Origin of the sequence: Sediminibacterium ginsengisoli, from assembly GCF_900167075.1 — a bacterium.
GTDB classification, from domain to species: domain Bacteria; phylum Bacteroidota; class Bacteroidia; order Chitinophagales; family Chitinophagaceae; genus Sediminibacterium; species Sediminibacterium ginsengisoli.
Genome location: NZ_FUWH01000005.1, coordinates 192,670 through 215,687, shown reverse-complemented (window position 1 = coordinate 215,687; position 23,018 = coordinate 192,670). Strand labels below are relative to the sequence as shown.

Genomic DNA, 23,018 nt, shown 5'->3' with positions numbered 1-23,018 from the left:
AACGGCTCTGCCGGAATATCTGATCGTGGGGGGAGATGATAAACATAATAACTGCAGCTCAAACTACAAAATCAAAAGGCGATTGTTTAACAACCGCCTTTGATTTTTATATCGTGGTAAAAGATGTCTGATCAGGGCATTGCAGTAGCTGTCATCTGCCCGCGGATCTCTCCGCCGGTATTGGCGGCTGTTCCCATGGAGTAATACCAGTTGCCGTTCCTGAGCTGTGTAGCCTGGTCGGAGGTCAGGGTCATGCTTCCGGTAGTAGTGCCGGTACCCGTCCAGCCCGTTCCCATGGTCCAGGCAGGACTTACTGCAGTACCTGCCGACCCGGAGGCGCCGTTATAAAATCCGCCGGAAGTAGGGGCGCCGGAAAGGCCATTCCAGCTGGTGGTATAGTTCATCTGACCTGTACAGCATACAGGTAGATGAAGAAATACGTGTAAATGATGATGAGCAGGATAATAAAATACAGGTCTCCGAACGATATATCATTCCGCAGGTGTGGCAATCGGATGCCAGTGGAAAGAAATCTTATATGGGCACTTATGCACACGCCATTTACGATCAGCTGCCCAACCCCGCAACATCCTATAAGAACGGCCCTCTGGCGCTTAGTTATCCGCAGTCTATTCACCAGGTAATAGAATTACATATGCCCGGGAAATGGACATTCCCCAATGATTCCTATGAGATCAGCAACGAATCTTACCGGTTTACATTTAAAGTGATCGAGCGGGATAGTGTAATCCTCTTGGATTATACGTTTAAAACAATAAAAGATTGTATCGATGAAACTGCCATGACAAGGTATAAAGAGGATTATACTAAAATTATCAGCCTCCTGGAATACACTTTGCCAGAAAGCGGTACAAGCCTCACGTCAGGAGAGGGTTCTGTTAACTGGATCGCTGTTATACTGGGTTTAGTAATCGCGATAGGATTGTTCCTGCTTTTCAGGAAATACAATGCCAGTTCTGATGAGACCAGGTGGTTCCAGCCGGGCATTAAACTTGGGGGATGGGTAATCGTATTAGGTATTACCATTTTGCTTCAGCCCATTGTCAATTTATATAGTTTGTTCAGTGATAATTACTTCAGCCTTTCCGGATGGGAATATCTGGGCAGCATAGGTGGTGGAAGACTGCAAGGGATTTTATTAATGGAAGAGGCTGGAATGCTGATCATAATTGGTATGACCTGCGCTTTATGTTACTGGTTTATGAAACGCCGGGATATTTTTCCCAGGATGTTTATCATATATGCGGTCGCAAAATTTTCCATTGTTCTGCTACTCTCGTTTTGCTACGCAGGGACGTCTTCTTTACCGGATGGTGTTCAAACAACTAATTTTAAAGCATTATACCAATCTTTCTTCTACGGACTTATCTGGATTACTTATCTGAAAAGATCCGAACGTGTGAAGCAGACTTTTACGTATCCTTATATACCTCATAAAGAGGCGGACAATGAGGGTGAAAGCGAAGTCGAAAGTGAAGATGTGACGCTTCAGGATCCGGATAAAACTGAGTAATAACCTGTTTTGCGGCAATCGCCGGCGGAAAGTCCAAAGCGCTTACATTTACAGTGGCCCGTAGTTTGTGGTCATTCTGAGATATGTTATGTCTGTTATGTTTATCTACATACTATTAAGCCTCGTTGCCTGGTTTCTTGCAGCCATTTACTTGGTCATTAATAACAGACGGATCGCATTGTTGAAAGATCAGCCCGTATTGCTTAACAAAGAACATCCCGTTGCACTGATCATTGCAGTCAGGAATGAGGAGGCAGATCTGCGCGAGGCACTGGAGAGTGTTTGCCGGCTTCGTTATGAACCACTGAGGATCATTGTTGTCAACGACAGATCAACCGATAACACGCCGGTCATACTTCAGCAGATGGCCGGAATTTTTCCGCAGATCAATATCGTAACCATCACAGCATTGCCGCCGAAATGGCTCGGTAAAACCCACGCGCTTTACCAGGGCGCACTTCACACAGATGAAGAGTGGATTCTTTTTACAGATGCCGATGTACATTTCCATCCGGATGCGCTGAACAAAGCCATGCATTATGCAACTTCCCGCAACCTGGATCATCTGACCATATTGCCGGAAATAAACTCAAGGTCCTCAGCACTCAACAGTGCAATGGTCACTTTCCGTACAATGCTCGAATTGAAACTTCGCCCCTGGAAAGCAAGATCACCCCGGTCATCTGCTTCGGTAGGTGTAGGCGCATTCAACCTGTTGCGGCGGACTGCCTATGAAAAGATCGGTACGCATGAACGGATCAGGTTAAAGCCGGATGATGACCTGCAACTGGCTAAAATGATCAAGGAGAACGGATTGAGGCAGGATGTGTTGTATGGTAACGGCCAGGTGCAGCTGGAATGGTATACCAGTATCCGGCAGTTTGTGCAGGGGCTTATGAAAAATATGTATCCTGCGCTGGGTTACAGGTTGTCACAATCTATTTTAGCTATATCCGGTACTTTTTTTGTGTTTGTATTGCCTGTGCCATTGGGTTTGTTGTCGGGAAATAATCTTATGATACTGATGGCTTTACTGATCCTTGTCATTCAGCTTGTATTCAGCCGGATCCGGGATCATAAAATGAAGTGGTGGTATGGACTTACGTTCCCGCTGGCCGGGGCATTAATGATGTATGTGGTTGCAAAAGCGACCATACTTACCCTTAAGCAAAATGGAATTTACTGGCGCGATCATTTTTATTCGCTGGAGGAATTGCGCGAAGAAAAATAAAATGGGGAAGGTAATTCTGTATTAAGGTGTATTGAAGTATCCGGATACTGTTCATTGATTTGCCCGGTCAGGCTTAGTATATTTATATTATGAAAATAACCCATCATATTGCACAACACCTGCTGGATGTTTATACAGGCGGGAACTTGGACAGAAGTAAATGTGGCCGGCGTACTGGCAGATGTATCCTATAACGAAGCTGCCGTGGTTACCGTGGCTACACCTAATTCGATCGCCTCGATCGTCCGTCACCTGCTATTCTGGAACAGGGTAATGATACAAAGAATAGAAGGTGTTCAGCCCGAAATCCCTGCTGCGAATGGTTTTGATGTTCCGCCGGTTCAAAGTGATGCGGATTGGAAAGCCCTCATTAAAAATATGCTGGCTTCTGCCGCCGAACTGGCACTGGCGATTAAAAATACAGATGATACAAAACTCGAAATGCCGATCATAGCAGGGTTTACTACTACCTATAAAAACCTGCAGGGAACAGTGGAGCATATTCATTACCACCTTGGCGAGATCATGATCTTAAAGAAGCTGATCAGGAATAAAAGCTGACAGGCACAGAGCTCCAGGAGCAGGGAGATCGATCTGCTTTGAATTTGTACAGAGGGGCGGGTGAAGCAGAAATGACAACACCTGTAAAAGCGTATAACTACGCCGTAGTGGGTAAAGATTGCCTCATTTATTTTGGGTCGCAGTGCTACGGTTTTTGCAGTGCAGGAGCAAACGTTTTTTATGAACCTGCACCCAGCCCGGCTTGGTTTGATAATTCTGATCCTCAGTTGTAATAATAACAGTCAACATCCACCTGCCGGCGACAGCCAGGTTACAGCCGTATCCAATGAAGTTGTGGATACACTCCCACAGCCTTTTGCTACCAAATCGGTTCGTAACTACAGTAAGGTAATTGGCTGGCCTGGAGGTAAAACACCTGTAGCACCCACAGGATTTAAAGTGGAGGCTTATGCGACCGGCCTCGTTAATCCGAGAAACATCTACGTGGCAGATAACGGAGATGTGTTCGTGGCGCAGGCGAACACCGAGGTAAAAGGCATCAAAAAGGTAGGTGCAACGATCATCGGTGCGACTAAATCGCAACGAATGGGAACCAGCGCGAACAGTATTATCCTGTTCCGCGATGAGAACAAAGACGGTATTCCGGATCGGCAAAGCATTTTCCTGGCAGGGTTGAACCAGCCTTTCGGCATGCTTATCCTCAATAATTATTTTTATGTTGCCAATACGGATGCGCTGTGGCGCTATCCCTATAAACCTGGCGATACTGTACTTACTTCCAAAGGCGAAAAGATACTGGATCTGCCGGCGGGTGGTTACAATAACCATTGGACCCGTAACCTGCTCGCCAACAAGAGCAAAACCAGGATCTATATTTCGGTGGGATCGGGCAGTAACATCGCTGAACATGGTATGGCAAATGAGACAAGACGCGCCAACATTATCGAGATCAATCCTGATGGCAGCGGTGAAAAGATCTACGCCTCCGGACTTCGCAATCCTGTTGGCATGGACTGGGCGCCCGGTACCGGCGTACTGTGGACCGCTGTCAATGAGCGCGATGAGCTGGGTGACGAACTCGTACCTGATTATGCGACCGGCGTGAAAGAAGGAGGCTTTTACGGCTGGCCTTATTCTTATTTCGGGCAGCATCCGGATCCTCGCATGGAAAAAGATCCAAGGCCCGACATGGTCGGCAAAGCCATCGTGCCCGATATTCCGCTGGGATCCCATACAGCTTCACTGGGCCTGGCATTCTACACTGGTAACACTTTTCCGGCACGTTACCGCGGCGGTATGTTCATTGGTCAGCATGGTTCCTGGAACCGCTCAGAGCTATCGGGTTATAAGGTTGTTTTCATTCCTTTTTCAAACGGTAAGCCTGCGGGCAAGCCCGAAGATTTCCTTACCGGCTTTATTGCGAATGCCGGCAAACAGGAAGTATATGGCCGACCGGTGAGTCTCGCGGTGCTGAAAGACGGATCAATGCTGCTGGCAGATGATGCAGGGAATACATTGTGGCGGATCGTAGGGAGATAAATTATAAGCTGGCTTTTCCCTTCAGCATAAACTGATTCTTTGTTTTTGTTAGCCTGTTTATAAAAACTTGTACGCAGGGCTGATCCGCGGGAATTAAAGAGTTATAATAGCGTTCAACTTTCAGTGCTATTCGGCAGTCTCTGTGGTTGTTGTAGCCGAAGACGCAGACGTTGCAGCAACAGGGGCTGGGTCGGGTTTCCATTTTTTGTCATCGTTCATCCACGTAGCTACTTCCGTTTTGCTTTTTTTAGGTAAGTCAACCTTACTGGAAAATATACTGTTCATCACAAATGCAAGATCTTCTGCGATAGTGTTATACTCAGCCTTCCTGTAACTTCCAAAGTCAGAGAGTATTGCGCGTGGCGATTCATCACCATCAATATTGGTGATCAGTATATTATCGGATTTCATGTCACCCGGATGGTAGCCTGCTGATTTTACAATATCCAAAGCTGCTTTTATTTCCTTTGCATATTTCTTCATTTTTGCATCAAAGGCTGCATTGTATTTTCCGATCCTGTCTACCTGCTCCTCACTCATTGCTCCCAGTTTCTCATACCTCATTATAATCACATATTTTTTTACCTCATCCTCATTGTCTGGATCTGTAACCGTTATTGCTTCATATGTATCCGGCGTTATAGAGTTTCTATACTCTTCAGAGGCATCCTTGTTCTTTTTCTCGATCTCGTCTCTTGCATAAACTTCCAGGGGAACATTACCTTTCATTACGATTGCAGAACTGACTATTTTGACAGCTACATTTTTGTCTATTGGAATATCGCCTTCCTCATCATTCTGGTATCTTTCAAAAGTTTCATCGTTGAGGGTACCCTTATGTACGACGCCAGCCGCACTTGCTTTCCCGATCCTGCCACCCAATTCCAACAGGTTGCCCAATGCTGTGTCATACTCATCTTCTGTAACTGATGTCAGTCTTGTCAACTGAAAAACCTTCGTATTACTCCGTGTGCTACCGGTACTCAGTTGATTTCCCTGCACTACCTGACTAATTGATTCTTGATGTTGCTTATTGAAGTTCCAGCCTTCAATCGCAAATCGTTTTAACTGCATTGCTTTTGCGCCCATTACATCCGCTTCTTTTTCCAGGCCGTCATCATCGTTGATGTTTACCTGTTCTTTCATCTGGATGGTTGGTTTGACCCGTCCCTGTTTCTGCTGTACCACATGCCATGCTTCGTGAGGCAGGTGTTTTTCCTGGCCGGGCGCAACATGAATATCGGTTCCCTGAGCATAGGCATGCGCCTTCAGTTGTGCGGGTTTATCTGAATTGAAATATACCCTGACATCGTCCATCGCAAATCCCGATTGTTCTTCGATTCCGTCTTTCAATTGATCTGGCAGACCAGTTTGGTTCGGGGGCTTTACCGATGGTTTAAATTGGGATTGTGAATCTGTAGAATTTGAAGAAGGAGAAGCTGAATGCTTGAAGCGTTGAGTAATTGGCCTGGTTCCAGAAGATGCTGCAGGCCGATCGTTGCCGCTGTTAACCTGTGCGGCTTTGTCGCTTTGTGCCAGATCAGTGTTCGCTTCAAGTTCATCCGATCTTTTTTCCTGCAGTACTGGCATGGCGGGAAGGGAAACAGAAGCCTTTCCCGAAGTATGATCAGCCGTATCTCGAATAACTGGTGCTGATTGCCTGATATCAGTAGGTTGGTAACTCAATTTGGTATCTTATTGGAAAACGATGATGATGCTTTACGAGAATTGACAGTTAGTTCAGCTGATCGCCAGTATTCCTGATGCAACAACATCAAACTTTTATCGAACTCAATTGTAGCGTAGTCGTATGCTTTATAGAGTTCTGCTAAGTAGCTGTCCTTTTCTTCCTCACCATGCGGGGTGTTATTTTAATAGTAAGACCTGATAAGGATTATGCTATGATTGTGCAAGGGGAGACTAAATTTATCAATTCAACTTGAAAATCAGAAGGATTTTAAGACTTTTTATTATATATTTTATAAAAAATCTACCTGAAGGCTTTGCAGATAAAATATTATAACGCTGTTTATCTCTTTTGCAGCCTGGTTAATGAATGAGGGTATTTGAATTGCTCCTTTCATCGCCGGTTTAACAATATCCTGAATATTCATTCTGAAAAAACAGAAGTATCCTTGAAAAAATCTGAAAGGTTCGTTATCAGCCCTCCGGTGGTAAAAGTTACATCAGTCATTACATGATTCGCGTAAGCATTCTTTCCTTTGATGGTACCAAACGACTGTGAAACAAAAATACAACGAGTATCGCTCAATGGCATGATCTCAAGTACAGTCCAGCGCAGGGCTTCATAACGTTTAAACATACATCTGAAAAGTGCCTGTATACGGCTTTTGCCGGAAATGATCTGCGAAGGGGGAATCCATAATGTTGCATCGTCTGTGAACCAGTTGCTTACTGTTACAGCATTGAGCGTGTGCATGTCATTCATAAACGCGTGAATCCTTTTGTCCATATACAACTTACGATTGAATGGTTGCATTTGGATTGAGGTAAAAGCAAAGTTTCTTATTATAAATAATTGTTTTAACAGGGTTTTGCAGATGTCCGGACTATGTTACTGCGCGTTCTGTAACGATTGATCCTGGCTTCAAATCATTACCTTATTCAAGCCATTTACGTTTATGTGAAAAGCATCGCTCTTTGAAGACCCATGGCGAGGGTGGAGCCGCTTTGTTGTTCCGGGCGGTAGCTACAGCGCATCCATATTGTTGAAATAGATGGTCCGGGATTCATCAAAGGCCAGTGAGCACTTTTCCTGCCTTTTTGTTGACCGATCTTGATCAGGTATTTCGATTTCAGGTTCCGAGTTCAGGAGGGAAGAAGTAGTCGTATCCTGCCTGCATCAGTTCGGCCACATGCGGCAGTGTGCAGATCTATGTACGTTTCTTGTTTTTTCCTGGAATGATTTGAATATTCATTTTTTGACTTGCTCCTGAAGTCTGTGTCGGGATGTGGGGGCAGGAGTGGCGGAAACAAGTGGTGAAGTTGGGTAAATGGACACAAAAAAGCCCGTAAATCAATGATTTACAGGCTTAGTGCGGAAGAGGAGATTCGAACTCCCACGCCCGGTAAAAGGCGCTACCACCTCAAAGTAGTGCGTCTACCAATTTCGCCACCTCCGCATTTCTGAGGACTGCAAAAGTAATAGAAAATATGAATCAAAAAATTCCTTTTTGCGCTTGCAGGAATATTTTTTTTAATGCTGGTATGAAGCAGCTTACATCCTTTCCGGAACACGGATCCCCAATACGTGCATAGCTGTTTTGATCACCTGGGCCGTGAGAGCCGCTAATTGTAACCTGAATTGCTTTTTGGCTTCGCTTTCTGCATTGGCAATAGAATGTTCTGCATAAAATGAACTGAAGGTCTTGGACACGTTGAATACGTAAATAGCCACTTTTGACGGGTCGTGCTCACGTGCTGCTTCTTCCAGTATTGCCGGGAACTGTTCCAGCTCAATAGCCAGTGTACGTTCCAGCGGCAGCAGCGGGAGATTGGCCGTTCCTGCCAGATCCGTGATCTGCTCCTGTTTGCGCAGGATGCTTTTGATCCTGGCGTGGGTATATTGTATGAACGGCCCGGTAAAACCATTGAATTCGATGCTTTCCTCCGGGTTGAAGATCATTTTCTTTTTAGGATCCACTCGAAGCAGGAAAAATTTCAGTGCCCCGATACCGATGATCTCGTAAAGCTCCTGTAATTCGGTTTCCGTGAAATCTTTTACTTTACCCAGCTCTTCAGTTTTCTGCCTTGCAATAGCGATCATGTCTGCTACCAGGTCGTCTGCATCTACAACCGTGCCTTCCCTGCTTTTCATTTTACCGGAAGGTAATTCCACCATGCCGTAGCTCAGGTGAAAAATACCATCTGCTGAAGGAAGCCCTAATTTCTGGCAGATCAGCTTCAGTACTTTGAAGTGATAGTTCTGCTCGTCACCCACTACGTAAATGCTTTGGGCGGCGTTGAACTCTTTCTGTTTTTGTTCGGCAAGGCCGATATCCTGGGTAATATATACAGAAGTGCCATCCTTGCGGCGTACGATCTTTTCGTCGAGCCCGTCGGCAGTCAGGTCGATCCATACACTGCCGTCTTCTTTCTGAAAGAATACATGTTTGGCCAGTCCTTCTTCTACCAGGTCTTTACCCAGCAGATAGGTATTGCTTTCATAATATACCTTGTCGAAATCGCTGCCGATCTTTTGATAGGTTTCGTCAAATCCCGCATATACCCAGCTGTTCATGCGCTGCCAGAGACTGATCACGGTTTCGTCTCCTTTTTCCCATTGCAGCAACATGTGCTGCGCTTCTTTCATAACAGGGGTGGCATTCCTGGCCAGTTCACGGATCTCTTCATAAGCTTTAATGGCCGCTTCTTTTTTAGGTCCGTCTTTTTCAGTGGTATATACCTTCTGCAGTGCGGTCAGCTTGGGAAGATCTTTCGCTTCGAAGGAAGAAAAATCGCCTGCAACTGCTGCATCTATGATCGGCTCGGCCTGGGCTTTAAGTTCATTCTCGAATTTGACATAATAGTCGCCGACAAAATGGTCGCCTTTGATCCCTGTCGATTCAGGTGTGGCGCCATTGGCATAACGCTGCCAGGCGATCATGCTTTTACAGATATGAATGCCGCGATCGTTCACGATACAGGTTTTTACGATCTCATGCCCGGTATGTTTCAGGATCTCTGCAATGCTCCAGCCCAGGAAATTATTCCGCAGGTGTCCGAGGTGCAGCGGTTTATTGGTATTGGGAGAGGAGTATTCCACCATGACCTTTTCCTGTCCTTCTTCCGCGAAACCGAATTTGGGATTCTGGTACTGGCCGCTTACAAAAGCGGAACAGAAATCGTCTGATAATACCAGGTTCAGGAAGCCTTTGATCACGTTGTAACCTGAAAAAAGATGGGGCTGTTCCTTTACCAGGAAACTGCCGAGTTCTTCGCCCAGCGCATCCGGCGATTTTTTCAGTTGTTTTACAAAAGCGAAGAGTACAATGGTGTAATCGCCTTCAAATTCTGTTTTGGTAGCGTTCACCAATACCGTTTCAGGTGCCAAGTTAACGCCGTAAAGCTGTTCAATGGCTTTTGCTGTAGCCGCTTTTATCTGTAAAACAACACTCATGATTCTTAACAATTTGGGGTTGCAAAAGTAGTCAATTAAGCCCTACCTTCGCCGGCGTTAATGCGAAAGTTACACGAACATACCCGTAAACTGATCCTCCGGGGGGTAGATCTGTTCTACCCGCTCGTGAAAAGGTTCATGCCTTTGCAGACCTTTCGTTATGCAGCCTGCGGAAGCTTCAACACCAGCCTCGATATTATTTTATTCTTTATTTCCTATAATTATATTCTTGATAAGCAGCCGGTTCACGTGGGTTTCCTGACCATCGGGCCACATATTGCCGCTTTCCTGATCGGGTTTACTATTACTTTTCCCATCGGTTTTTACCTCAGCCGCTATGTCGTTTTCCAGGCTACTTCCGTAGCCAAAAGAGAGCAGCTCGGTAAATATTTTATGGTAGTACTTGGTTGCCTCTTCCTCAATTATGCTTTCCTGAAGCTGTTTGTGGATGTGCTGGGCTGGTATCCAACACCTTCCAAATTGCTGACAACCGTTTTTGTGGTAGCGTTCAGTTATGTTTCGCAGAAGCATTTTACATTCAAGATCGTTCAGAACTGAACTTTTGGAAAGTTCTAAAACTTTCCAAAAGTTGGCTTAACACAGAAAGCCTGCCCCATGCCGGATTGTGGTCTGCTATATACCTCCGGCGTTCAGTTATGTTTCGCAGAAGCACTTTATATTTAAGATCGTTCAGAACTGAACTTTTGGAAAGTTCTAAAACTTTCCAAAAGTTAGCGTGATACAAAACGTCTGCCCCGTACCGGATTGTGGTCTGCCATATACATCCGTATACGCACCGCCTTCGTAAAGCAGGCATATTTCACCGGCCTGTTTATCCGCAATGATTTTAAATAGCAGGATACTGCTTATTGAATCAGCACGATTCATCTGCTCATAACCTTCGGTTTTCCGTACCTGCCATTTGCCGGGCGGACTACATAACTCCAGACGGAGATTACCTGAACTGTCTGCAGGTAATTGCCTGATGTATGGATAACTGTGATCGTAGGGACCCCATTGTGTAAAAACCAGCGGTTCCGAAGCTTTTGCAGCAGGCATTGTTAATATGGTATCAGGAATCTGTTTCAGCCTGGCATCCTTCTGGTAATCGAGTTCAAGGAGGTCGTCGTCTCTTTCAATATCGAGATCGGTTACACGGCCGGTAGTATCGTAAGCAATTTCATAATTGTCTTTCCGGTTGCCGCTTAATGCAATGGAGTCCGATTCCTGCACATGGAAAACCATATAATTATTGATGAAACGATTTGCTGCAACCCAGAAATTCATGCTCCTGGTGCTGTCCGGCTCTGCAATTGAAGAGCGGATATTGATACCAATGCTGTCGCCATCGAAACGGTTGAGTGCTATATTGATGTTCCTGCAGTTTTCGGTAAGGATGCCGGTTTTGTTGGCTGCAAGATCATTGTCTGTTATGTCATTGAACTGGCAATGCCGGAGCAAAATGCCGTTTTCAGCATGGCTGATCCTGTTTTTCATGATCACCGCATTCTTTGCCTGAATGATACTGAAACCATTTGCGGTTGCCCCGGATACATCATTCCCGTACAGGAAGTTATCGCTGCTGAAATGCTCCGGCCACGGTTCTCCTGGTCTGATTGCGATCCCGTTATTGCAGAAAGTGGCTGAGTTGTATGCAATAACATTATTACCGGATTCGCCCTCAAGCAGAATTCCTGTTCCTTCACCTGTGCCTGGCAGTGCAATATTCCTGTCGGCACGGTTATAACTCACGCGGTTCCCGGAACTGTTCACCAGCCGTATACCTGTTCCATTGTTAAATGCAATCGTATTATCCCTGATAATGCCATTGTTGCTCTTATATAAGATCAGTCCATCCTGTCCGTTGGTCAACCGGTTTCCCGTAAAACGGATCTCTGAACAGCCTGAAAAAAGCACAACAGGATTTGTTTTTATCATTTCGGCATAGGGTGGCGGAACGTCTGTCTGACCTGCCAACGGACGCCTGTTGTATCCCAACCTGCAATTGATAACGGAAACCTGGTTTGCATTTTCTGCCATCAACGCAGTCCGGTAGCCTGTAACTGTTGCATTGCGTATGGTAATATTAGCAGAACCCGCTGCGATCCGGATGGCTATTCCTTCGTATTGCTGGGGTGCCATCCCATCGTCAGTTGATCCTGTAAGTACAGCTTCATTGAAATCGACGGTAATATTATTACCGCGGATGAGGATGACGCTTTGCGCACCGGTTTCTTTTATTCTGTAAACGTCGCGGGCGATCACCACCGATTCCGTGATCACCATGCCTGCTCTTAATCTTATTTCAGGCGCCGCATGAAGCCCTGCGCCGGAAATAAAAAACAGTATAATAAATAGATAATGTCTCAATAGTTGACCGGTGAAACCTTTTCCGCTTAAAACTGCAGCTTCACACTGCCGAATATACCAAAATCATTAGTGTTGGATTTAAATATAGATGGCGGAAAGCCCGGTGGTATATTCCGGAGCGGTGCAAACCGCCATACCAAATCGATCCGCAATACCTTGAAAATGTTTTCCAGGCCTGTACCTGCTTCGGTATAGAACCCGCCGCGCAGCGAACGCATACGGTATTCGTAATAATAATCTGTGATATTCAGGCGGCGGTTGGCATCGGAAAGATTGCCCCATACCGTTTTCACATTCCAGAACTGGCGCATGTTCGATTTACGCATAAATGGCAGGAGGTTCAGTAACTTTTTTTCAATATTATGTTCGAAATTAATCCCCACGTAACGGTCGCTCACATATTCAAAACGGTTCATCAGGTTAAATGCCTGCCTGTTGTAATAATAGATCTCATTACCCGGATGCGTTTCCAGTAACATAAACGGCAATGGCTCATTGGTAAATACCTTGCCGCCATATAACATATAGTTGATCTTACCCCAGCCCGGAATACGTGTGCTCTGGGTAATATTGGCTGACACCCTTTTATATTCATAATTGGAAGCAAACAGGTTCCGCACTCCCATTGCCAGCCTTGCTTCAAATACAGGCTGGTGGCTTTTCAGTTTCATCTCTTTCCGGTGCCTGCTGATGGTACGTTCTCCCGGCGCATAACGGAGGCGAACTCCCAGTTCGGAACTTACAATGTTTTCCTGCATCGGGTGGCTTAGCAACAACTTCTTTTCGGGTAAGGGTGTATGCGTTTCATAATTCGTACGGCTGAAAAACGGCTGCACCGAAAGTTTATTCTTCCATTCCTTGTTAACAGAGAATTTTACTTCTTCCACTCCGAGGAATTTCTGGCGGGTGTTGGGCCGGCGGATCAGCTGGCTGAACATGTTGTCAGTAGTAATGTCTTCATCGTTATAACGTGTGCGTCCATTGTCGAGATCGTTAGTATAAGAACCATAAAGGGTTAGTCCCTGCTGTTTCGGCAGCTTATACGTTACATCGAAGCGCCCCTTGAGTCTCGCATCCTTGAAGCCATAAGCAAGATAACCATGCAGGCGCAGGTACTTGCTGAATTCGGCTGTGGTACCCAGGTCGAAGCGGAGCCTGAAGCGTTCCAGCTGGTTGGCGCTGACCCATTTGTACCAGGGGCCGATCTCTATCGGTCCGAATTTTTTATGTCCGTCCAGTATAAAAGTAATGGCATTGGTATATTTGATGAAGGCAGGGATGGTTTTGATCGTGTCCATCATTTTGTACACTTTCATTTCGTTTACGCTGAGTTTCTCATGGCGTTGCTCATTCCAGTAATCACTGCCTTTTTGTCTTGCATCTTCCAGCACCAGCACTTCCTCTTTCTGCGAGTTGAGCGCGAGTTTCTGTGTAATGGCCGGGTCATTGATCCGTACGTTGCGGTATGTACTTGTTTTACGACCAATAAACGACACTTTTTCCTTGCCCAACGGAGAAATATCAACCACCAATTTATCCTTTGCGAACATCCAGACACTATCCGGCGTAAGTGTAAATTCCTGTACCACGCTCAGCCTGTTCACGAAATTGATGTTGGCCGTAGCCGAAATGTTCAGGTTGATACGATAAATGCCCCAGTTGCCGCCATGGATCCAGCAGTCGCCACTGAAAGTGTTCTCGCCTTCTCTTTTCGGGGTGAAGAATAAGTGCAGGTAACGCTGGCCGCCGATGTATTGCGTATCGGCTCCCTTATAATTATAATACCTGTCGCCGACACTGCTCAGCGGACTGATAAATTCTTTGCCGAAAGCGTTGGTATAATCCTCGTACACATTTGTTTTCTGGTTGATACCGCCGAGGAACTGAAGGAGGCTTTCATTTTTCAGGCCATCCGTTTTGGCAGCTTTGATCTCTTCACGGGCTTTATAGGGGTTGGTGCTGTAATAGTAATCGGAGAGGGCTTCCGTCATGTAAACGGGCAGGAAGGGCTTTTTTTCGGAAACGCTGTCAATATTGTCGAGTATGAATGCAAAGGGCTTCAGCAGTTTTTTGTCGAAGTACTGCTGGTTCACGTTGTTGATGTCAAGCTCCAGCTTATTATATAGTTCGTATGCATAATTGTCATGCCTGTATGGGTTATTGCGGGCTTTATTTGCCACAATTGCTTTCCACCAGCGCAATCCTTTGTTGAATTTCGATTTAACCTCCACCGAATGCCCAAGGTTCACCTGCTGCAGTACGAGGGTAATGGCAGCGGTGTCTTTATAGGTATTCCGGAAAGGACGCTGCAGTTCGGTAAAACCTACATAGCTTACCACAAGGGTATCTTCCGGGTGATGGCTCAGCTTCAGCGAGAAATTACCTGCACTGTCGGTTACGCCGCCCGAACCGGCTTTTTTCCAGAAAATACTGGCAAAGGGAACGGGTTCTTTGGTAAAATTGTTGATGACCCTGCCATGAATATTGCCGCGTTGCTGGGCTCCGGCCAGTAAAGGGAGCAATAGTAAAAGACACAGGTAAGGTACTACAAAGGGGTTACGGTCAGTTTTCTTCACAAACAAATACGCTCAGGGGGTTAAATAATATTGGCTAACCAGGTATCGGAACTCTCTCTTTTATGGCATGCACCTCAAACCTCACTCTGGAACTGTTTGCAGGAGATAAGACAAATTAGGTAAATAATCTGGAATAAACTGAAATTCTGCCAAAACTAATTTCCACAGATAGCTGACAAATTTTCATTTCACTGACAGGTGGCATAATGATTGACTATAGAAATCTGATTATTCATCGAAATTCAATCAGATATGGGCAAAATAATAGGAATTGACCTTGGTACAACAAACAGTTGCGTGGCCGTTATGGAAGGAAACGAGCCGGTAGTTATCGCCAATGACGAAGGGCGCCGGACTACGCCTTCAGTGGTGGCCTTCCTGAAAAATGGCGAACGTAAAGTGGGAGACCCCGCCAAACGTCAGGCCATTACCAACCCGCAGAACACCATCATGAGCGTAAAGCGCTTTATGGGCCGCAGGTACGACGAAGTGACTGAAGAAATCAGTCACTGGAGTTATAAAGTAGCAAAAGGCGACAATAATACCGTTCGCGTTGCAATAGACGATCGTTTGTACACGCCGCAGGAGATCTCTGCCATGATCCTGCAGAAAATGAAAAAAACGGCAGAAGACTACCTCGGCCAGGAAGTGACCGAAGCAGTGATCACTGTTCCCGCATACTTTAACGACGCCCAGCGCCAGGCAACCAAAGAAGCCGGTGAAATTGCAGGGCTGAATGTAAGACGTATCGTGAACGAACCTACAGCAGCAGCACTCGCTTACGGCCTCGATAAAAAACATGCAGACCAGAAGATCGCAGTATTCGACCTTGGTGGTGGTACTTTCGATATCTCTATCCTGGAACTGGGTGATGGCGTTTTTGAAGTAAAATCAACCAATGGTGATACACACCTGGGTGGTGATGACTTCGATAAGGTGATCATGGACTGGCTGGCTGAAGAATTCAAAAACCAGGAAGCGATAGACCTGCGCAAAGATCCGATGGCGCTGCAAAGGCTGAAAGAAGCATCAGAAAAAGCAAAGATCGAGCTGAGCTCTTCTTCAGAAACAGAGATCAACCTGCCTTATATCACAGCTGTGGACGGCGTTCCCAAGCACCTGGTGCTGAAGCTGAGCCGTGCACGTTTTGAGCAACTCGCAGACGACCTGTTTGCCAGGTGCCTGAAACCATGTGAAGCTGCACTGAAAGACGCAGGTTATGATAAGTCACAGATCGACGAAGTGATCCTGGTAGGTGGTTCTACACGTATCCCTAAAGTACAGGAGATCGTAGAGAAATTCTTTGGTAAAAAACCCAACAGGGGCGTAAACCCGGATGAAGTAGTAGCACTTGGTGCAGCTATCCAGGGTGCGGTACTGACCGGTGAAGTAAAAGACGTACTCCTGCTCGATGTAACCCCGCTGAGCCTGGGTATCGAGACCATGGGCAGCGTGATGACCGTGATGATCCCTGCGAACACCACTATCCCGACCAAGAAAACAGAAATATATTCTACCGCGAGCGATAACCAGCCGGGTGTACAGATCCATGTACTCCAGGGCGAGCGTCCGCTGGCAAACCAGAACAAGAGCCTCGGTATTTTCAACCTGGATGGCATTCCGCCGGCACCAAGAGGTGTTCCGCAGATCGAAGTAACATTCGATATCGATGCCAATGGTCTGCTGCATGTAAGCGCGAAAGACAAAGGCACAGGTAAAGAACAGAAGATCCGTATTGAAGCCGGCAGCGGTCTGAGCAAGGAAGAGATCGAGAAGATGAAAGCAGAAGCGAAAGCAAATGAATCATCAGACAAGGAAGCCCGTGAAAAGATCGAGAAACTCAACCAGGCCGACAGCCTGATCTTCCAGACCGAGAAGCAGTTCAAAGAGTTCGGCGATAAGATCCCTGCTGATAAAAAAGCACCGATCGAAGCGGCTCTGGAAAAACTGAAAGAAGCGCATAAGAACCAGGATATTGCTGCAGTAGATGCTGCTATGGCTGAAATGAATACCGCATGGACAGCCGCCAGCGAAGACATCTACAAAGCACAGGCGGCGGCCGGCGGACAAGCCGAAGGTGGTCAGGCCAACCCTGGAGGCGGACAGGCAGGAAGCGATACTGTGGAAGATGCACAGTTCGAAGAAGTGAAATAAAAGCTGTCGTTTTTTGATAATTTTCAGGCTCCCATTGCATAATGGGAGCTTTTTTTTGCCTTTTCCTGACGCGGGGCGCGTTAAACTGCCGCTGATTTCTACCGAAAAGTCATTGTTCTAACATTTATTCTGAGAATGCTTTTTTTTACTGACGAACTTTGTACCTTACCTGTTCTACCCGACGGAATGCCGGATAGGCCTAAACTGTCATCACATGCAAAACACAAGAATCGGATGGGTTGGATTGGGCCGGATGGGAACACCAATGTCGCAGCGGCTCATAAAAGCAGGCTGTCCTGTTACCGTATATAACCGCAATAAGGAAAAAGAACAGGAACTGATCAATGCGGGTGCAGCGTCGGCAGCATCACCAATGCAGCTTATGCAACGGGCAGATGTAATCATACTGATGGTTTCAGATGATGCAGCAACAAGAAATATTTTTACTGCAGATGATGGCTTACTGGCCGCGGCTGTTACGGGCAAGATCATCATTAATATGAGTACGGTATCGCCGGATGTGAGCAGGGAAATGTCGGCCTTGTGTGATGCGCAGCAAAACTGTTATATAGATGCGCCGGTATCGGGCAGTGTGAAGCAGGCCGAAGAAAGCCAGCTGGTGATTATGGCAGGCGGTGAAGAAACAGCATTCCTGCAGGCAAAACTGGTGCTGGAGAAAATGGGAAAGCTGGTCATGTATATGGGTGAAGTGGGATCTGGCAATACCACCAAGCTGGCCATGAATACATTGCTTGCATTGCAGGCACAGGGGCTGGCGGAAGCAGCTGTGTTCGCACAGAAGCATGGCATTGCACTTGCCGATCTTTTTACCCTCATCAATAACAGCGCAATGGGCAGCATTTTCCTGAAGATCAAAGGCGATGCCATTGCAGCTAAAAATTACCAGCCCGCATTTGCTCTCAAGCATATTGTAAAGGATCTGCAGCTTGCCCGGAATGCCGGTCTGCAAACCCCTTTGGCAGAAACAGCACTGAAAACCTTTTCGGGAGCTGAATCCGCGGCAGGAGAATCAGATATTATAGCCATCGCAAAAGAGCTGGGCCTGAATTAAGCAAGTGGCAACTCTTTAAGCCAATCATTAAGTTGAATATGCAAAGCGGCATGCCTGACATTATTTTCCGGTAAATTGGCTCATGCGCTTGCTTTGTTTCTTTTTATCGATCCTCATTTATTTGCCTGTGAGCCGGGCGGCTGAAAAGCTTAGGATTACCTGTATAGGTGCAAGTATTACCGCCGGCGCAAGAACTGCTGATCCTTCCAGTGATGCTTTCCCCGCGCAGCTTCAGCAAAAGCTGGGGCACCAATACATCATCTCAAATTATGGAGTAAGCGGAACAACGATGCTTAAGAAAGGTGACAAACCTTACCAGCTTACCACCGCTTTTGAATCGGCACTGAAAAGCGAACCGGATATTGTACTTATCGACCTGGGCGGTAACGATAGTAAAGCTGTCAACAGACCTTTTCTCTCAGAACTGGAATCAGATTCGCGGGAAATGATCAGTCGTTTTGCAGCGCTTCCATCACATCCCCGCATCATCCTGTTATTGCCGGTTGTTTCTTTCAGAACAGACACTTCCGGGATCTGGGATCCTGTTATTGTAAAAGCAATAATACCCCGTTTGCAGCAGGCCGCCTGGAAAGAAAGAACAGAAGTGATCGATATGCACCAGCTGCTGGTGAACAGGCCTGAATTGTTTGCAGACGGCATTCATCCCGGGACAGAAGGATCACACATCATGGCGGAAAGATTGTATGATGTGATTGTGCAGAAAACAGCGCCGGGTTTTGATCTGTTCAGAAAAATAGATACCGGTAAAAAGATCAGTTCCTTTTACGGGTATGACTGCGCCGAATTTACCATAGATGGCCGCAATTGTAAAGTGGTTAAACCGAAGCAGGCTGCCCCGGGAAAACCCTGGATCTGGCGGGCGCGGTTCTGGGGACATGAACCGCAAACCGACATAGCACTGCTCGAACGCGGTTATCATGTGGTCTACTGCGATGTGATCGAACTCTTCGGTAATAGCGAAGCGATCGGTTACTGGAACCGCTTTTATGCTTTGTTACAAAAAGCCGGACTGGCAAAAAAAGCAGTAATGGAAGGCATGAGCCGAGGTGCCGTCTATGCACTCAACTGGGCAGCCGAAAATCCGGGTAAGGTTGCAGCTGTATATATCGATAATCCCGTACTGGATCTGAAATCATGGCCGGCAGGTAAGGGTAAGTTCAAAGCCTGGCCTAAAGAATATGCTTTATTCAGGACAGATTATAACCTGCAGACAGAAGAGGAGGTTGATCATTTTCATGGAAGTCCGATCGATAAGATCCGGCAGCTGGTAAAAGGGAAATTCCCGATCCTGATCCTTTGCGCGGATGCAGATGAGGCTGTTGCCCCGGAGGAAAATACTTTACCTTTTGCGGAAAAAATGAAAGCAGCCGGTGCAGATGTTACTGTATTGCATAAACCGGGTTTCAAACATCATCCGCACAGCCTCCCCAACCCAGAACCAATTGTAAATTTTATACTGAACCATAACAGGCATTAAGACATCGTCACAAACAGAACTGATATGAAAAGAACAAAAAACTGCCGGCTCGCTTTCCTGTTTTTATTGTTGCCGTCCTTGATGGTTTCCGCGCAAACATCCATCCGTATTACGAACAGTACTGCAGATAAAAGACTGGAAGAGCTGGCCGAATTGCCTTATTCAACTTTTATTGCAGCTTATCCTGCAATAGCCAAGCAATCTTTCAGACTGGTAACGGAAAGCGGGAAGGAAATTCCTTATCAGCTCGAATACAACGGGCAGACCGAACCACGGAGTATTCTTATTCCGGTAACGCTGGCTGCAAATGCAAGCCTGCGCATCTACGTCAAAGCCGGTAAGCCAGCGCCTGTTAAACCACGCAGTTTTGCACGTTATGTGCCTGAACGGTATGATGATTTTGCCTGGGAAAACGATAAGGTAGCGTTCAGGGTATACGGTAAAGCACTTGAAGGACGTAAAGATAACGCCTATGGAATGGATGTATGGTCTAAACGTACCAGTGAACTGATCATCGATAAATGGTATAAAAGCGGCGATTACCACAAAGACCACGGAGAAGGAATGGATTATTACAGCGTAGGTTTTACGCTTGGTGCCGGCGATATAGCACCTTATGTGAACGATTCCATTTATTTCACACATAATTACAGTAACTGGGAACTGCTCGACAACGGTCCGCTGCGCAGCAGTTTCAGGTTAACTTATCCTGCCCGTAATGTAGCGGGTACAATGGTTACAGTTACCAAGATCATCCGGATCGATGCAGGTTCACAGCTGAGCAGGGTAGAAGCGTTTTTCAGATTTGAGGGGAAAGATTCTTTGCCATTGGCAGTAGGCATTGTAAAACGCGGCCCCGGCGGTGCTTCCCTGTTGCAGGAGGATAAGGGAATTATGGGTTACTGGGAGCCAGAGAGCCCGTTGAATGGCGTAACCGGTATCGGAACAATATTTACTTCGCAGGTGAAAAGTATGAACCTGCTGAAACCGCATCTGCTTACATTAACTGCGAAACAGGCAAGCGGTGAGCCTTTTATTTATTATACAGGTGCGGCATGGAACAGGGCAGGACTGATCAGGAGCGATAACGACTGGTTTGCGTATCTCCGCCAATACGCCGGTCAGCTGAAGCAGCCACTGCGTGTGGAGATCAGGTAAAACTAACGGTTGAAAGTTTTGTGGGCAGATAACTGTTTCGTTGAATAAAACCGGAAACAGTTTGTGAATAGTTGAAATAAAATGACTATTTTTTCCTCCCAATAAAAAACTTCTAACAGTCAACCGTATGAGTCAACAAACAAAATGGGGCCAGTTTGGCACATTGATCACCGTGTTCTTCTTCTGGGGGTTCGTTGCAGCAAGTAATGATATCCTCATTCCCGTATTTAAAAAAGCATTTGATCTTTCCCAGGCACAGAGCCAGCTGGTGTCGGTTGCTTTTTATGTGGCATACACTGTGGGATCACTTATTTATGTAGGTATTTCCAAACTAACCGGTACCGATCTGCTCAACAGGATCGGGTATAAGAACGGAATTGCACTGGGGCTTGTGATCTCGGCAATTGGTACTTTATTATTCTATCCTGCTGCCAATACCGCTTCATTCCCTTTAATGATCAGCGGGCTTTTTGTGGTAGGTCTCGGGTTCTCGTTGCAGCAGATCGCGGCCAACCCGCTTGCCGTAGTGATCGGCGATCCGAAAACCGGTTCGCAGAGACTGAGCATGGCCGGCGGGGTCAATAATTTCGGAACAACCATCGGACCATTGCTGGTGAGCTTTGCGATCTTCGGTAGTGTAACCAGTTCTTCTTCAGAAGCAAGTATCGAGAGTGTAAAAACACCCTATCTTATACTGGGAGCTGCGTTCCTGCTGGTAGCAGCGTTCTTTAAATTTTCATCCATCCCTGATAAGATAGACCTGGAACAGGTGGCAGCTGAAGAAGCAGAAAGCCAGCTTAAGGTAGCGCATAAAAAATCTGCCATCCAGTATCCGCAACTGTGGATGGGAATGATCGGCATATTTGTATATGTGGGTGTTGAAGTAGCTACCGCGAGCAACCTGCCGGAATACATGAAACAGCATATGGATATTTCCACCGATAAGATCGCTCCTTATATTTCTTTATACTGGGCGAGCCTGATGATCGGTCGCTGGACTGCTTCTGTAGGTGCATTCGGCGTTAGCAAGAGCAAGCAGAAAGTCCTCAGCTTCATCATGCCTTATATCGCTTTTGCGGTTTTCCTGATCGTAAATACCATCGCACAGCATGATATTACTTCTTTCTTTGTATATGGATTTGTAATTATCGCAATGATCATCGGCGACCTGCTCAGTAAAGGGAATCCGGCAAGAATGCTGTTGATTTTCTCGGCAATGGGTATTGCTGCTCTCGTGATCGGCATGCTTACAACAGGTGCTACCAGTGTATTCGCGTTTATCAGCGTGGGTCTGTTCTGCAGTACTTTATGGCCTTGTATCTTTACGCTTGCTGTTGCTGGTCTTGGCAAACATACCAACCAGGGAAGCAGTCTTCTGATCATGATGATCATGGGCGGCGGCCTGATCAGCTGGTTGCAGGGTGCTGTGGCGGAAGATAATATCCTGGGCATCCAGTACAGCTATATCGTAGGTGTGCTGTGTTTTGCTTACCTCGCGTTCTACGCAGTTTATGCAAAGAAGAGCCTGAAAAAACAAGGCATCGATTATGATGTAAAAGCATCAGGAGGTGGCCACTAGGCATATTCCTCATAAGATAAAACGGGCGCTGATTCATATCGGCGCCCGTTTTTATTGAAGTATACATTAAATGATCTTAGTAATACCAGATGCCTTCGCAGAAACAAGATGGGTTCGCGCGGAGAAAGTAAAATCGTTACGATCAACTGACAATCAAAAGACCATACCAGTCTTTGCAGAGGCGTCTCTTTGGGTTCGGTACCGAGCGCAAGCGTAGGTAATCGAAATGATGCGAAGCTCATTTCGATAGAGGCCAAAGCAGCGCTGGCGCAAAGACGAGGCCCAGCGGCCTGAGCGATACAGATGCCGGCACCCGCGTGGAGGTTGGAATTTATAAGCAACTTTAGAAATGGTGGCTGCGTGCTGCGCTGAGTCCCCTTCGGGAGACGTCAGCGGAGGCAGCGTAAGATCAGCACGATTAATCATTCACCAAAAGATCCAAACCAGTCTTTGCAGAGATGCCTCTTTGGAATCGGTACCGAGCGAAGCTCATTTCGATAGAGGCCAAAGCAGCGCTGGCGCAAAGACGAGGCCCAGCGGCCTGAGCGATACAGATGGCTGCACCCGCGTGGAGGTTGGAATCTATAAGCAACTTTAGAAATGGTGGCTGCGTGCTGCGCTGAGTCCCCTTCGGGAGACATCAGC

Annotated in this window: 16 protein-coding genes, 1 tRNA gene and 1 pseudogene; 10 read left to right on the top strand and 8 right to left on the bottom strand. The window is 46.5% G+C overall.

All coding sequences use genetic code 11. The annotated features are described in order from the left end of the window. Positions 1-131: 131 nt before the first annotated feature. Entirely contained in the window at positions 132-404 is a 273-nt protein-coding gene (locus B5D42_RS10765; protein ID WP_078831509.1) for a CHRD domain-containing protein, read from the bottom strand. A gap of 251 nt (positions 405-655) precedes the next feature. Between B5D42_RS10765 and B5D42_RS10760 the strand changes: the two genes are divergently transcribed. From B5D42_RS10760 to B5D42_RS10745, 4 genes are all read left to right on the top strand, one after another. After that, positions 656-1,534, top strand: coding sequence for a DUF2569 domain-containing protein (locus B5D42_RS10760; protein ID WP_176112976.1), 879 nt, complete (start codon positions 656-658; stop codon positions 1,532-1,534). A gap of 88 nt (positions 1,535-1,622) precedes the next feature. Continuing rightward, positions 1,623-2,765, top strand: coding sequence for a glycosyltransferase family 2 protein (locus B5D42_RS10755; protein WP_078831507.1), 1,143 nt, complete (start codon positions 1,623-1,625; stop codon positions 2,763-2,765). A gap of 126 nt (positions 2,766-2,891) precedes the next feature. After that, the gene (locus B5D42_RS10750) at positions 2,892-3,326 is read left to right on the top strand and encodes a DinB family protein (protein ID WP_078831506.1); all 435 of its coding nucleotides are present in this window, start codon (positions 2,892-2,894) and stop codon (positions 3,324-3,326) included. Between the two features lie 180 nt (positions 3,327-3,506). After that, on the top strand, positions 3,507-4,826 hold the full coding sequence (locus B5D42_RS10745) for a PQQ-dependent sugar dehydrogenase (RefSeq protein ID WP_078831505.1): 1,320 nt from the start codon (positions 3,507-3,509) through the stop codon (positions 4,824-4,826). A gap of 126 nt (positions 4,827-4,952) precedes the next feature. On the opposite strand, the gene B5D42_RS10740 is transcribed toward B5D42_RS10745, so the two are convergent. The 5 genes and pseudogenes from B5D42_RS10740 to argS all read right to left on the bottom strand — a co-directional run bounded on the left by B5D42_RS10740 (position 4,953) and on the right by argS (position 9,966). Next, positions 4,953-5,972, bottom strand: coding sequence for a protein kinase family protein (locus B5D42_RS10740; RefSeq protein WP_245825655.1), 1,020 nt, complete (start codon positions 5,970-5,972; stop codon positions 4,953-4,955). A gap of 33 nt (positions 5,973-6,005) precedes the next feature. Next, positions 6,006-6,416 (bottom strand): annotated as a pseudogene (locus tag B5D42_RS18225) (eCIS core domain-containing protein); the annotation flags it as partial. 520 nt (positions 6,417-6,936) lie between these two features. Continuing rightward, positions 6,937-7,299 carry a nuclear transport factor 2 family protein gene (locus B5D42_RS10735; protein ID WP_078831503.1) on the bottom strand — a complete coding sequence of 121 codons (363 nt, stop codon included), beginning with the start codon at positions 7,297-7,299 and terminating at the stop codon, positions 6,937-6,939. Positions 7,300-7,883: 584 nt separating this feature from the next. Continuing rightward, positions 7,884-7,969 (bottom strand) — tRNA-Leu (locus tag B5D42_RS10730). A 95-nt stretch (positions 7,970-8,064) separates the two neighbouring features. Further along, complete coding sequence (argS, locus tag B5D42_RS10725; RefSeq protein ID WP_078831502.1) at positions 8,065-9,966, bottom strand: arginine--tRNA ligase; 1,902 nt, start codon at positions 9,964-9,966, stop codon at positions 8,065-8,067. Between the two features lie 60 nt (positions 9,967-10,026). On the opposite strand from argS, the gene B5D42_RS10720 reads away from it, so the two are divergent. Beyond that, on the top strand, positions 10,027-10,524 hold the full coding sequence (locus B5D42_RS10720) for a GtrA family protein (RefSeq protein WP_078831501.1): 498 nt from the start codon (positions 10,027-10,029) through the stop codon (positions 10,522-10,524). 156 nt (positions 10,525-10,680) lie between these two features. Here the strand turns inward: B5D42_RS10720 and B5D42_RS10715 are convergent, their stop codons facing one another. Together B5D42_RS10715 and B5D42_RS10710 are read right to left on the bottom strand one after the other, a co-directional pair. Then, positions 10,681-12,252 carry a right-handed parallel beta-helix repeat-containing protein gene (locus tag B5D42_RS10715; RefSeq protein WP_078831500.1) on the bottom strand — a complete coding sequence of 524 codons (1,572 nt, stop codon included), beginning with the start codon at positions 12,250-12,252 and terminating at the stop codon, positions 10,681-10,683. A gap of 110 nt (positions 12,253-12,362) precedes the next feature. Next, positions 12,363-14,912, bottom strand: coding sequence for a DUF5686 and carboxypeptidase-like regulatory domain-containing protein (locus B5D42_RS10710; protein WP_176112975.1), 2,550 nt, complete (start codon positions 14,910-14,912; stop codon positions 12,363-12,365). A gap of 252 nt (positions 14,913-15,164) precedes the next feature. On the opposite strand from B5D42_RS10710, the gene dnaK reads away from it, so the two are divergent. The 5 genes from dnaK (at position 15,165) to B5D42_RS10685 (ending at position 22,373) form a co-directional block, all read left to right on the top strand. Then, positions 15,165-17,066 (top strand): molecular chaperone DnaK, encoded by a 1,902-nt coding sequence (dnaK, locus tag B5D42_RS10705; protein WP_078831498.1) that lies wholly within the window; start codon positions 15,165-15,167, stop codon positions 17,064-17,066. Between the two features lie 214 nt (positions 17,067-17,280). Next, a complete protein-coding gene (locus B5D42_RS10700) occupies positions 17,281-18,138 on the top strand; it encodes an NAD(P)-dependent oxidoreductase (RefSeq protein WP_078831497.1) in 858 nt (285 codons plus the stop codon). A gap of 82 nt (positions 18,139-18,220) precedes the next feature. Then, a complete protein-coding gene (locus B5D42_RS10695) occupies positions 18,221-19,636 on the top strand; it encodes a GDSL-type esterase/lipase family protein (protein ID WP_078831496.1) in 1,416 nt (471 codons plus the stop codon). A 24-nt stretch (positions 19,637-19,660) separates the two neighbouring features. Beyond that, positions 19,661-20,794 carry a BT3233 family polysaccharide utilization protein gene (locus tag B5D42_RS10690; protein WP_078831495.1) on the top strand — a complete coding sequence of 378 codons (1,134 nt, stop codon included), beginning with the start codon at positions 19,661-19,663 and terminating at the stop codon, positions 20,792-20,794. Between the two features lie 127 nt (positions 20,795-20,921). After that, a complete protein-coding gene (locus tag B5D42_RS10685) occupies positions 20,922-22,373 on the top strand; it encodes an MFS transporter (RefSeq protein ID WP_078831494.1) in 1,452 nt (483 codons plus the stop codon). Positions 22,374-23,018: the final 645 nt, after the last annotated feature.

Excerpts from the sequence above, each read along its gene's own strand:
- B5D42_RS10765 (WP_078831509.1), bottom strand. The coding sequence starts at position 404 with ATGAACTATACCACCAGCTGGAATGGCCTTTCCGGCGCCCCTACTTCC.
- B5D42_RS10760 (WP_176112976.1), top strand. The coding sequence starts at position 656 with ATGCCCGGGAAATGGACATTCCCCAATGATTCCTATGAGATCAGCAAC.
- B5D42_RS10755 (WP_078831507.1), top strand. The coding sequence starts at position 1,623 with ATGTCTGTTATGTTTATCTACATACTATTAAGCCTCGTTGCCTGGTTT.
- B5D42_RS10750 (WP_078831506.1), top strand. The coding sequence starts at position 2,892 with ATGTTTATACAGGCGGGAACTTGGACAGAAGTAAATGTGGCCGGCGTA.
- B5D42_RS10745 (WP_078831505.1), top strand. The coding sequence starts at position 3,507 with ATGAACCTGCACCCAGCCCGGCTTGGTTTGATAATTCTGATCCTCAGT.
- B5D42_RS10740 (WP_245825655.1), bottom strand. The coding sequence starts at position 5,972 with ATGAAAGAACAGGTAAACATCAACGATGATGACGGCCTGGAAAAAGAA.
- B5D42_RS10735 (WP_078831503.1), bottom strand. The coding sequence starts at position 7,299 with ATGGACAAAAGGATTCACGCGTTTATGAATGACATGCACACGCTCAAT.
- argS (WP_078831502.1), bottom strand. The coding sequence starts at position 9,966 with ATGAGTGTTGTTTTACAGATAAAAGCGGCTACAGCAAAAGCCATTGAA.
- B5D42_RS10720 (WP_078831501.1), top strand. The coding sequence starts at position 10,027 with ATGCGAAAGTTACACGAACATACCCGTAAACTGATCCTCCGGGGGGTA.
- B5D42_RS10715 (WP_078831500.1), bottom strand. The coding sequence starts at position 12,252 with ATGGTGATCACGGAATCGGTGGTGATCGCCCGCGACGTTTACAGAATA.
- dnaK (WP_078831498.1), top strand. The coding sequence starts at position 15,165 with ATGGGCAAAATAATAGGAATTGACCTTGGTACAACAAACAGTTGCGTG.
- B5D42_RS10700 (WP_078831497.1), top strand. The coding sequence starts at position 17,281 with ATGCAAAACACAAGAATCGGATGGGTTGGATTGGGCCGGATGGGAACA.
- B5D42_RS10695 (WP_078831496.1), top strand. The coding sequence starts at position 18,221 with ATGCGCTTGCTTTGTTTCTTTTTATCGATCCTCATTTATTTGCCTGTG.
- B5D42_RS10690 (WP_078831495.1), top strand. The coding sequence starts at position 19,661 with ATGAAAAGAACAAAAAACTGCCGGCTCGCTTTCCTGTTTTTATTGTTG.
- B5D42_RS10685 (WP_078831494.1), top strand. The coding sequence starts at position 20,922 with ATGAGTCAACAAACAAAATGGGGCCAGTTTGGCACATTGATCACCGTG.